The organism is Sphingobacterium sp. WOUb80, assembly GCF_050058145.1.
In the GTDB taxonomy this organism is placed as follows: domain Bacteria; phylum Bacteroidota; class Bacteroidia; order Sphingobacteriales; family Sphingobacteriaceae; genus Sphingobacterium.
Genome location: NZ_CP165617.1, coordinates 61,558 through 74,266, shown reverse-complemented (window position 1 = coordinate 74,266; position 12,709 = coordinate 61,558). Strand labels below are relative to the sequence as shown.

The 12,709-nt window shown below is 36.4% G+C and carries 3 protein-coding genes; 2 read left to right on the top strand and 1 reads right to left on the bottom strand.

Features of this window, described 5'->3' with window-relative positions; genetic code table 11:
- Positions 1-7: 7 nt before the first annotated feature.
- Both AB1Z56_RS00330 and AB1Z56_RS00325 read left to right on the top strand, forming a co-directional pair.
- Positions 8-6,274, top strand: coding sequence for a DEAD/DEAH box helicase (locus AB1Z56_RS00330; RefSeq protein ID WP_426790705.1), 6,267 nt, complete (start codon positions 8-10; stop codon positions 6,272-6,274).
- Entirely contained in the window at positions 6,271-8,343 is a 2,073-nt protein-coding gene (locus AB1Z56_RS00325) for a 3'-5' exonuclease (RefSeq protein ID WP_426790704.1), read from the top strand. Before AB1Z56_RS00330 ends, AB1Z56_RS00325 begins: the two co-directional genes overlap by 4 nt.
- A gap of 450 nt (positions 8,344-8,793) precedes the next feature.
- Here the strand turns inward: AB1Z56_RS00325 and AB1Z56_RS00320 are convergent, their stop codons facing one another.
- Entirely contained in the window at positions 8,794-12,678 is a 3,885-nt protein-coding gene (locus tag AB1Z56_RS00320) for a sacsin N-terminal ATP-binding-like domain-containing protein (protein ID WP_426790703.1), read from the bottom strand.
- Positions 12,679-12,709 lie beyond the last annotated feature (31 nt).

Here is a 12,709-nt window from a genome sequence, read left to right as displayed (position 1 = left end):
AACAACTATGCTAAGTTTACAGCAAGCCATAGAAATACGGGAATCGATAAAATCCTATTTGCAAGCTACTTTTACCTTTCGGAAAAAGCAGGTAGCAAATGCATTTGACAACTTTATAGATCATCCCAAACAAGGAATGTTCAAAGGGCCTTTTGTGTCTTTAAAACTTCGTTTTGTAAAAGCAGATGCAGCAGAAATTGAAACGATTCCGCTAACCATAAAACCGACATGGCCACCTTACGACCATCAGGTAAAAGCGTGGACAAGATTATCAACTAAGAACAAAACGCCGGAAGCAACCATCGTTACCACAGGAACAGGTTCGGGGAAAACAGAATCGTTTCTTTATCCAATGTTGGATTATTGTTTTCAGCACCAACATCGCCCGGGCATTAAAGTCATCATCTTGTATCCGATGAATGCTTTGGCTACCGATCAAGCGAAACGTTTGGCGGAAATGATAGATGAAGACCCACGATTGAAAGGGAAAATAAGGGCGGGATTATTCATCGGAGAAGGTAATGGCACCAAAGGGCAATTTCCAAAAGTGATGGGTGCCGATCATATCATTGAACATCGCGACAGCATTTTAGATACACCGCCCGATATTCTTTTGACCAATTTCAAGATGTTGGATTATGCGTTGATGAAACATAATTTCCATCGTCTATGGATGCATAATTTAAGCGACACTTCCTTGTTTCAATTTTTGGTATTAGACGAATTGCATACTTATGATGGTGCGCAAGGTACGGATGTTGCCAATTTGATTCGCCGTTTAAAATTGAAGTTAGCTTTACCTGCCAGCCATCTTTGTGCAGTGGGTACTTCAGCAACCATTGGTTCAGGAGCAGATGCACCTGTCTTGTTGGCAGAATATGCCAGTAAGGTTTTTGGCGAACAGATTACAACGGATGCCATCATCACAGAAAACAGAATTACACCTCATCAGTTTTTTGGTGACGAAGAATCGCTCAACGACTTTATTCCTTTGCCCAACAGACTGAAAGATTTGATATATCAGGAAGAAGATGGTTTTGAGGCTTTTATTAAAAAACACATCGACATTTGGCAACAGGATGCTGGTCAGTTAGCACAAGGACTTTTGCAGTTAAAGATTGTTCGAGATTTGGTCTTAACAATCAACAAAGGAAATGGAATCAAAACGATAAACGACATCATTCGTGAGCTTTCCATTATCAATGAATCCTATCGAAAATTACCGCAATGGAATGACGAGCTTCAGTACAATCCGAAAGAACGTGTTTTGGAATCACTGCTGGCACTGATTTCCGAAGCAAAAGATATTGACAATCCGAATTCTCCTTTTATGTATCTACAAATTCAATTGTGGATACGAGAGTTGAGTGGTGTACAATATACATTGGAAGAGCAAGCTAAATTTTCTTTCCGCGATCAGGTAGACGCTAATCAAGAACTTGCTGCCTTACCAGCATGGTATTGTAGGGAATGTAATAGCTCAGGTTGGTTGGGTGTAAAATTAGAAAACAGTGATGCCTTTACTAAGGACATCAATGAGGTTTATGAAAAATACTTTTCCAGAAACAAAAATGTCTATTTTATACTGCCCAAAAATGAATTGAAGTATGAAGATTTTCAAGCAACCGGTTATCAGCCCGATGATAATCTTTCCATTAAAATCAATCCGATTACGCTCAAGATTATAGAAGATAGTGAAAACGGCCTGGTCATACAGGCCCTAAGGAAACTGAAAGAAAACAAAATAGAAGAAATATGTCCATGTTGTAATTCTACTGGAACAGTCGCCATTGTGGGTACGAAAATACCGACATTGAGTTCGATCGCAATCAGTCAAACCTTAGCTACAGATTTGGACAAATCAAACGACAACGGGCGTAAAGTGTTAGCCTTTACTAATTCCGTTCAAGATGCGGCGCATCAAGCAGGTTTTGTAGAAGGTAGAAATTACCGTTTTGCATTAAGAGGTTCAATTCAGAAAGTGATTAATGAACAAAATGGTGCTTTGCGATTGGATGCATTGGCGACTACTTTTATCGACTATTGGAAACAACATGCTGATGAATCTGGACAGGAATCATTGGCTGCTTATTTGTACCGTTTCTATCCCAAAGATTATATCGGGAAATCTTCTCCGAAAGATTATCTAATAGGTGAAAATTACGCCTCTCATTTTCTGAAAGAATTTGATGAACGAGTACGTTGGGAAATCTATTCCGAATTTGGATTTAATTCCAAAATTGGTCGTACGTTAGAAAAAACGGGGGCATCATCCGTATATTTTGACAAAGAGAAATTAGCAAACACTTGGGACCATCTATCTGAATGGATTGAAGCTAACGATGTGAGTGGTACAATAAACAAAGAGGGTACTATTCGCTTGACAAACCTTATTTTGCATAGAGCTCGTAACAGAGGAGCAATAGATCATCATTATCTTTCAAAATTTAGAAATGATAGATTCAGTCTTTGGGATTTGAACTGGCAAAAAGATGGGCGACATTTTCTTAATCCACATTTTGGAACTCGTTCTCGTTTTCCAAAGTTGTTGACCAATCAGCAATCGAGAGATAATTTATTGGATACCACACGAGCAAAAACCTCCAATTGGTTTCATTCCTATTTTCAGAAAAGTTTTCCGCAAGCAGCTGTTACGGTCGATTTTATCAATGAATTTTTTGAACAATGGACACAGGCGCTTTTGGCAGTAGGTATATTTAATAGTGCGACTGCTGGCGACCAACTGAATTACAGCATTTCACCCGAAGCAATCTGGGTGCATAAAAATATCAAAATGTATAATTGCGATGTATGTGAAGACACTCAATATACTTACGACGATGAAAATATAATTGCCAATGGAAGTTGCGTTAGCTACCGTTGTACTGGGCATTATCAACTCACATCACAACCAAAAAATAATTATTACAAAGATGTTTATAACCGAACACGTACTCCACGGGTTTTTGCAAAAGAACACACAGGATTGCTGGAAAGAAGTGTCAGAGAACGGTTGGAAATCGATTTTAAGAAAAGACCCAGATTCAATTCAGTGAATGCGTTGGTAGCGACTAGTACTTTGGAAATGGGTATTGATATTGGTAATTTGAATACAGCTTATAACAATAGTATTCCGCCACTTCCGTCTAATTTCTTACAACGCGTGGGGCGTGCTGGTCGGAGCTCTGGCTCGGCTCTGATTGTAAATTTTGCAAAAAATCAAAACCACGATTTGTACTACTTTACCGATCCATTAGAAATGATGATTGGGGAAGTAAACACACCAGGATGTTATTTAGAGGCGAAGGATATTTTGAGAAGACATTTTACGGCTTATTGTTTTGACAGTTGGACTTCTCAAAATCCAAACGACAATACGATTCCGACATTTGTACGTGACCTCAAGTTACAAAGTAAAGATTTGACAGCTGCTGATTTTTTTATGAATCGCTTATCGAAATTTATAGCTGAACATTCTATTTTATTGGTCACCAAATTTCTGAAACAGTACGATGTACGTATTAAGGAAAATATATTCCCAGAAATACAAAATGCTTTACAGTCGGGAAGTTTTTATAGCAAACTATTGGATGTATTTATACAAATAAAAACAGAAATACTCGACGTTGAAAAGCGTAAAAAAGATATTGACGATGAAGTAAAAACACTTAATCTAGCTAAAGGAGATCCATTATATGATGAATATGTAAAAGAAAAGAAGAATCTTAATGGTATTAAAAAATCGATTGCAGCCCGCAATATTCTTGAGCATATGACCAATGTCGGTGTTTTACCTAATTATGCCTTTCCAGAAACGGGGGTTCGGTTAAATGCACATGTGTTAAATGGTAAAGTTGAAGAAAGTACGAATCGTCATCCCGACAAAGATTTCGAGTTGGTACGCTCAGCGTCACAAGCCATTAAGGAGTTAGCTCCGGAGAATTATTTTTATACACAAGGTTACCGATTTGAAATTTCGGGTGTCAATACCTTTGACTGGGCTGATCTGGAAAACTTTCACAAGAAAAGGTTTTGTTCAAAATGTGATCACATCGAGTTGGCATCTTTGGCCAAAACCGGAAATTGTCCGAAATGTGGAGATTTGTCTTGGGCATCGTCTTCTAATGTGCATTCCTTTGTGAAGATGACGAATGTCAAATCATTAAATAATGCAGCTAAGGCTACACTAAGCGATACAAATGATGACCGCGACAAACAGCAGTATCAAGTAATGAATCATGTATTGTTTGATAAAAACACATCTGCAGGAGCTTGGGTATTAAAAGATATTCCTTTTGGTATAGAGTATGTGAGAAGTGCCACAATAACCTCCGTAAATTACGGTCGAAGTGATGGCAGTGATGCTCGCAAAATTAAAATTAATGATACGGAAGCATTAACAAGAGGATTTGTCACCTGTAAGCATTGTGGTAAGTCTATATCTGCTATCCATTCAGTTAGAGAAGCTCGGGAATTTCATTATGGTTATTGTAAGCATCGAGATGTCCGATACGACCCAAATAAGGTGGGGGTATTTGAAGAAGTTTACTTTTTTCGAGAAATGCAAACCGAAGTTTTGAAGATAGTTTTACCGATACAGGAATTTAATAGCGAAACAGATATTCGGATGTTTCAAGCTGGGTTGGAACTTGGTTTGAAGAAGTATTTTAAAGGAAATCCTGGACATATCCATATTCAACCTTATCGGGAATTTAATCAGCGCACAGATAAATTTGACCGCTTTCTTTTGTTATTCGATACCATACCAGGCGGTACCGGATACTTAGAGCAATTATTTGATTATGAAGAATTTACTTTATTACTTCAAAGGAGTTATGAAGCAATACGGGATTGCTCTTGCCAATTGTCAGGGCATGACGGCTGCTATAAGTGCATCTACAGCTATGGAAATCAACACAATAGAGAAGATCTTAGCCGAAGCCGCGCAGAGCAATGGTTTGCGAAAATAGTTGAAAAAACAGAAGAATGGGTAAAGAATGATCATGGATTAACCTCTATTACCAATTCAGGAAAAATTGAAGAGTCTGAATTAGAGGAAAGGTTTATCAAATTACTGTCCGTTTACGTGGAACAGCAAGATAATTATTCGTTTTCAGAAAAAAGAGAAGCAGGAAATATTTTCTATGAAATAAAAATCAGTAAAAATGATATTGATGCTGTGTATTGGATACGACCTCAAGTCGTTTTGGGGCCCAAAGATGGTATTGATTATAGTACGAGGACAGATTTTTTGATAGTATGCGGCAGTTATTGCTACAAAGGCCAGGAGTACCAAAGTTGTATTAAAAAAATAGCCATTTATTTAGATGGTTTTCAATATCACGCGTCGGAAGAACATAATGTTTTTGAAAGAGATATCAATATTAGAAAAGCTATAGTTGACCAACCTGAATTTACAACTTGGACATTAACCTGGGAAGACTTAAATCTATTTCAGAAGCAACTAGAAGGGAATAAATTAGCATTGGATGAAATTGCTCATAAGTATAAAAGCGATTTCTTACCACATTATACGAAGTTATTGCAGACGATCAATGTCGATGATCGGGTAAACTATGCGTTGGCATCAAACAATGTTGATCGGATTTTATTTGCGCTGACACATCCAAATTCCATTTGGAGTAAATCATGGTTTTATTATTTAGGAACCTGGACGAATAATTTCTTAGAACCTTCTTTTAACCCAGAAAAAATTGATTTAGTTTTTAGAAATCAGTTGACTCAAGGTAATTATATTAAGGAAAATAGAGTGAAGGACCTTAATGCTCTGGTTCCAGTTCAGTATGATTATACCTATTCTTTTGCTGAATGGAAGATTTGGGTGAATATTGGCAAACAACAAATCATTCATCTTATAAATAATAATTCATTTGAAGATATAGACAAATCGCAATGGCAATTTTATTGGAGTTTGTTTAATTTATTCCAGTCTTCTGATTTCGAAGATTTAAATAATGAACAAACAGAAGATGAATACTCTAAAACATGGAAAAATGATGTATTGGAAATGTATGATTCTTATCTCCATTCCTTAATCAATCAAGCTATTGCAAAAGGCTTTATCAATCAAACAAATTCTGATTACCTGGATTCTTGGTTAGATGATGATGGAAATGTATTAGCAGATGCAGATTTTATTTTGCCAAGTTTGAAAATAGTGGTAAATCCAACATCACAAGAATCGAAAAAAATATTACAAGAAGCAGGATTTACTATTTATAATCCCGAAGAAATTAACACGATTAAATTATGAAGTTATTTATATATGATAAATTTTGGGATGCATTCCTAAATATTAATAAAGGAACACAAAGTAAGATAACTGAGTTTATAAGTAAATTCAGAACAAATTCTAAAAGTTCCGCACTGAACCTCGAATCAATCAATACATTCAAAGATCAATCACTGCGCACAGCAAGAGTTGATCAGAAATATCGTGCTATTCTAAAGGAAGTTACTCCCGGAGAATTATATTTACTGGTTTGGGTTGACAATCACGATGAGGCTATGGATTGGGCCAAAAACAAGGTAATTGATTGGAACGAACAGACTCAAGCGTATCAGGTATTCAGTATCGACGATACGGTAACCATTGAGAAATCAAACGCGCCTACATCGGAAAAAGCTTTGTTTATGGGGCTTTATACAGAGAATGATTTAATTGCCATTGGTGTTCCTGAAGTGTTAATGCCTGCTGTATTGAAAGTCGAAGATTTTTCAGGGCTAGAAAAATTAGAAAATTATCTTCCTGTAGATTCTTTTGAAAATCTCTTTTACCTACTGGATGGTGCTTCTATCGAAAGTTTGAAAACGGATATCATACAAGGGAAGCAGGACGAAGATGCATTGGGAAGTAAAAACAATGCACGTTCATTCATAGAGCTAACGGATGACGAGATTCTGAATGAAGCCCTTCGTGGATCATTACATAAATGGAAATATTATTTGCACCCTTCGCAATCGGCTGTAGTCAATGGCGACTTTAAAGGTGCAACAAAAATATCAGGTGGTGCTGGTACTGGAAAAACAGTAGCTGCATTACATAGATTAAAGTATTTAGCTGCACAGGACTCCTCAGATTTACCTATCCTGTTTACCACATTTACCAAAGAATTAAGTGAAAACCTGTCTTCTTTGGCCAATGATTTAGAAATTCCTCAACAGCGCTATAATATTTTTAATATTGATGCTTTAGCATTTCAGTTGGCACAAGACTTTAATTTGCGCCAACCAAAGGATAAAGTTTTCGGCATGAACGCTGTTAAAAAGCCAGAAGAAATTTGGGAAGAGGTATTAGCGGAACATTTGGCATCTTTTGATGAGAATTTCCTGAAGCAAGAATTCGAAGAAGTCATATTGGTACAAAATGTGCATACAAGTATCGATTACCTTAAAGCGAGTCGCGTGGGCAGAGGGAAAGCAATTTCTCGAAAACAACGATTGGAGATATGGGAGCTCATTGAACTTTTTTTGGCTAAGAAATTATCTAGCAGATTATATTATAAGGAGGAAATCTACAATATGGTTTCAAGTTATATAAAAGAGACCGGACGAATCGTTTTTTCTCATGTAATAGTAGATGAATTGCAGGATTTTTCAAATGTTGAACTAAATTTCATTCGATCATTGACTGCGGAAGGAGAAAATGATTTATTTCTCGTTGGTGATCCATTACAGAATATATATGATCGTAAAATTAATTTTTCCAAAGCTGGCATCAACATTCGTGGAAACAGAAGCAAGCGTTTGCGTATTAATTACCGCACCACCGAAGAAATTAAGAACTTAGCGATGTCAGTAATCTTAGAGGAGAAATATGACGATTTCGATGGTGATGAGGAATCTAAGGCAGGATATTTATCACTCTTTCATGGTCCAAAACCAGTTTATAAACTTTATTCATCCAAAGAGGAAGAACTTGCAGTTGTCAAAGAAGAAATCATATCGCTTTTAGAACTAGGTGTGCATTACAATGAAATAGCAATAGCAGCGAGAACCAGAGATAGTGCCAATGATTTTAGAAATTATCTTCATCAGAACGGAATTCCTTACGTAGACAAACATCTGCTCAATTCTAAGAATGATGGAATTAGAATTGCTACTTTTCACGGTCTAAAAGGATTGGAATTTAAGCATGTTTTTCTAGTGGATGTGAATGATCGTACATTCCCCAGATTACCTTTTGAGTATACTAGCTTATCAGAAATTGAAAAATCGCAGATCCTTAAAACAGAAAAGTCATTATTCTATGTAGCAGCTAGCAGGGCTGTTCAACACTTGTCGATAAGCGGGGTTGGAATTAAATCTGGATTACTTAATTAAATATAAGAACTTTCTTTCGTTATGTTAATGTGAACTTTTCTTATTATTTCTTTTAAAAAATTATCAAGATAAGCGCTAAAGGTACAATATTCTTTGTTTTATTACCAGTGGCATCTACCGGAGTAAATTGATCTCTTTATTCCGGTAGATTGCACTAGAGTATATACAACTTACACCTGTAGAATTTTTAATGAAATATGGGAAACAGGAAGAATTTCCCAATCTTCCAACGAAATAATAACAATAAATTCTATGTCTCAAAACACAAAAAAAGCCACATCTCTCAATGTGGCTCTACAGCTTATATTTAGTGACTTCAGTAATGACCACAACATAATAATGGTCTAAGGCGAAGTCTGCTGTTGTTAGATTAACGTTTGCTTTTGCTAGTTTAGATCTGATCCTTTAGCTGCCCTAGTCAACGTAAATCGATAAAATAGATTTAAAAATTTAGTTTTTACTGAAGCTATTATCCAACGCAAGTTTCACAAATTCGATAACAGGATCTGTTGTCACATGATAAACCCGCGCGATAAGGTATTTCTCTGCCTGTTCCATTAAATTCAGCTCATTCCCGGATATATATAGCGCTAATTTTTCCATATTTTTCCCATATGGTGTAGCTTTGCTATCAACGTAAATCTCTTTGCCGCCTTCAACTATTTTAAAGTCATGATTCGCGACTGTAACGCCATTGATATTTCTCCAGTAGACCGCGACCGAGTCCGCAACTCTAAAACCAAAGTCAGTATCCTCCAGAGGTTGGCTGTACTTGAATGAATAGATCTGTTTTAATTTATTGAAAACAGCAAGCTCACCTAACTTCCCTAAATCTTCATCAGACTGATTATAAATCCTATTGTTATTTCCCACATAACCTATTTCAAGTTCTTCAGTATTTAATAACTCAGGGGGAATCATGGATGTATCGTATCCTTTCTCTTCGAGATATTCCAGACCATTAGCAAAAGACTCCAGTAGCAATACATTTAGGATACGCTCCGCGTAATGAACTTTTAGAAATTTACCCAATGGGCCCACAAGCCCGTCGAGTATCCTGGGACTAAAACAGTCCCCGACATAATAAAAACTATCATCCTCGGCCCACGAGCTTCTTTTTTGCCTGTCAGTATCATTTCCATAGGTCAAATAAATCTCTGCTGTTTGAAAAAACCTTATTTCGGACAGCTTATTGTTTATCCTTTGATATTCTAATTCCCACTCCTTATGGCTTCTAGACTTCTCAACTGCAACCAAAGCGATCAAAGGCGAAATATGCTTAATTTTACGCTTTAATGCTAAAATTTCAGTAGAATAGGGTATCCGCGAATGAATAACATCAATAATCTGCACACCAAAGATCTTCATCAGCTCAACGATATTCTGTTTTTGGCTGGATGAATAGACTAAATTTTCTGCATTAAACCCTTCAACGGTAACCATGGCCAATTCACTGGCCTGAAGAAAATCAATTCCATTCTTGGCCAAAAGCTTATTGCCCCTGCTCCAAAGAATGATTTTCTCTTTCTCGGACTCATGCAATAGCTCCGTACTCATCTTTTCATAGATCAGGTCAATACGCTCTTTATCATCGCTGTTTACTTCATCCCCAGATGACACATATTTTTTCCATATTTCACCCAGAACAAATAAATAATCATCGATGTTCAAGACCTCTTTAAAATTCAGAAACTCTTTCCATTCCGGTGATAATATTCCGCTATAATCTAGGACATTGAGATAGCCCTTTCCAACACGATTATTGTCTTCACTGTTTAATATTACTTCAGAAGCTTTTTTACATTCATGTTTTACTGTTGGAAAAACAGCGGAGTTTTCAATTAACCATTTACTATAATTTGCAGGACATCCATAACGTTCCAATGATTCTGAATCAATATACTTATTAATAAAGCCAAATGATCCGCTAACACTTAGGCTATGATCCGGTTTTAAGTCTATTGGTCTTAAAACCGAGAATACCCTTTCAAATAATAATTTAGAGAAAGTGTACGAATTAGCAAGCTCCAAAAAGGTAAGACAATAGATATAAGTTTTATCAGGAAAAAAACCATACTGGCCAGATCCAAAAGTCCATCCTTTACCTGAGTTATTATAAATATTACCGGCTGTTTCTTTCACTTTCTCCAAGAAGACTGCATCATGCCTATTTATCCAACTAGAATTTCTTCTAAAATCTATAACTGTTTCCACAACACCAACGTCTTCTTTGACACCAATCTTGATAAAAAAACTTCCCCATTCTCTTTTATTTATATCCTTATCAATATAGTCTCCTGAAATATAAAAATCATTGTCAAATAGCGCTTCAATCTTTAGGGTTGGCTCATAGATATCTGAAAGATAAGCTGAAGACGCTGGTAATAGTTTGCCCGAAGAGCTAAGGATAGGTAAATGATACAAATCTCTATAATGATGATCTTTCAAAGTTCCATTGCGGTGAGCCTCAAATATGTATCGCCCTATTGCGATTGCATTATCTGTCGTTACGAATTCATTTCCTCGCTCTATAATAGTTCTTTCAATAAATACCAATGAAGATGGTTCCTTGATATTTATCTGATGGGTAAGCCAACTTTGTATGCTCCACCGTCTACTAATATCAGCCATAACAGTATGGTGAACCACGCTAATTTTATCTGCAAACTCCGCCGAATACTCTTTTGCCGGAAAATAAATCTCATTAGGAGACTTCAATCTCTCATTTTCATCGAAAATAAACGGAATACTTTTTAGGCTATCATTAAACGCTTTTTTATCATACTCATTTTTGATGGCATACTCCTGCTCATAAAAAAAATTAATAAGTCCAAAATTATCTTCCACCGAGAAATTGTCCCTAAAAAAAGAAGATGAAATAAAACTTTGTAATTGATCAACATTGAATGTATAGATGCCTAAATTAATCAGTGAACTTATAGGCTCCAATGGCGGTATCAGAGAAGAAATCGTAAAATCTTTGCTACTATCTTCGTTAATGAAATCAACCAACAACTGTCCATCAATCACCTGGGTGATCGCGGACCGATCGTAGATTGATTCATCTACCTTGAGTAAATCTCCATTATGATTTGGAATAAAGGCAATAGTCGATAAGGCAAGATCCAGCCCCTCATTAAAGCTGCGGCTCAATTGATTACCGGAAAGCCTAGATGGAATTATGGCTAATATATCTTGTCTATATACACTGTCTTTGTGTGCCAGTTCTGCTACCCATGAAAAATATCGACGTGGGATTTCATTAAATAACCAATTATTCCAGACTACATCTTGATGCAGCTGCTGCCTTCCTGCATCGGTCAGAAAGCTTCCGTTGACTAAAAATGGTAAATTATAATTGACGGATGTGGGTAAATAGGTAAATATAAGCCTGTTACCTGCATCAACAGCCCTTAATCTCCCCTCTTCCAACTGAACTGCAAATGCTATTTCAGTAAATTTTGCATCTCTAAGCTTTTTTGGTGACTTATCGTCGGCACTAATCGCTGTTTTTATTTCCTCATTTATTTCGAAGGTTTCGGTTTTGATCAACCAATCACTTAATTTGACACCATTACGAACCAAGGAAGTGATATTCTCATCTGTTGATTTTTCAAGTATAAGCGGTTCATCAGAATATATCGCGATCTTTACTTTTCGGCTTCTCAGAAAAAGAACAATCTGACTATCAGAAAATAAATCGACTAACGATGACTTTAATTCTTCAATCTTATCGTATGCGATCACCGTAGAGACATTATATTGGTTTAAGGCAGCCAACGAAGCAACCTGCTCCGGAAGATCACTCCAGATAGGGATAATCTGCCAAGGCATCTTTATATTCTCTTCTTTGTTTTTGCTTCTTCTTTCAGACTGCCATAGTACTTTATCTCCCCAATGGTTATTCCAGTGCTCTTTCCAGTGATTTCTATCAAATTTAAAACAGTAGTTTTCCGATTTGATGTATACTAATTTGGAATGCGAAAAAACAGACTTAAAACCAATCCCTTTAAAACCGGTTTTTGTATCGTCACCTGTTTTGGTACCATCTCCTGCACTAGATATACTTTCAATATCGACCATGGTAAAAGCAGCTCCCTTATGGGAAAAAACAACAAATTCATTGATAAAGTCTATTCGGACATCCAATGTTCCACTTTCATTGCTCGAATCATCCGCATTCTGGAGCAGCTCATAGATAAATCGTTGACTATCAGTGTTTATATCCCTAGAAATAGTATCACAAAGATTAGAAGTTGTGATCGCCAATTCTGGATTATTGTAATCAGAATTGTGTTTGGTAAGGTTATTAATAAATTCTTTCTCGTTCATCATTTTTCAAAAAAAGGTATTCAATATAGCTTTG

Coding starts and splice junctions, on each gene's coding strand:
- AB1Z56_RS00330 (WP_426790705.1), top strand. CDS start 8: ATGCTAAGTTTACAGCAAGCCATAGAAATACGGGAATCGATAAAATCC.
- AB1Z56_RS00325 (WP_426790704.1), top strand. CDS start 6,271: ATGAAGTTATTTATATATGATAAATTTTGGGATGCATTCCTAAATATT.
- AB1Z56_RS00320 (WP_426790703.1), bottom strand. CDS start 12,678: ATGATGAACGAGAAAGAATTTATTAATAACCTTACCAAACACAATTCT.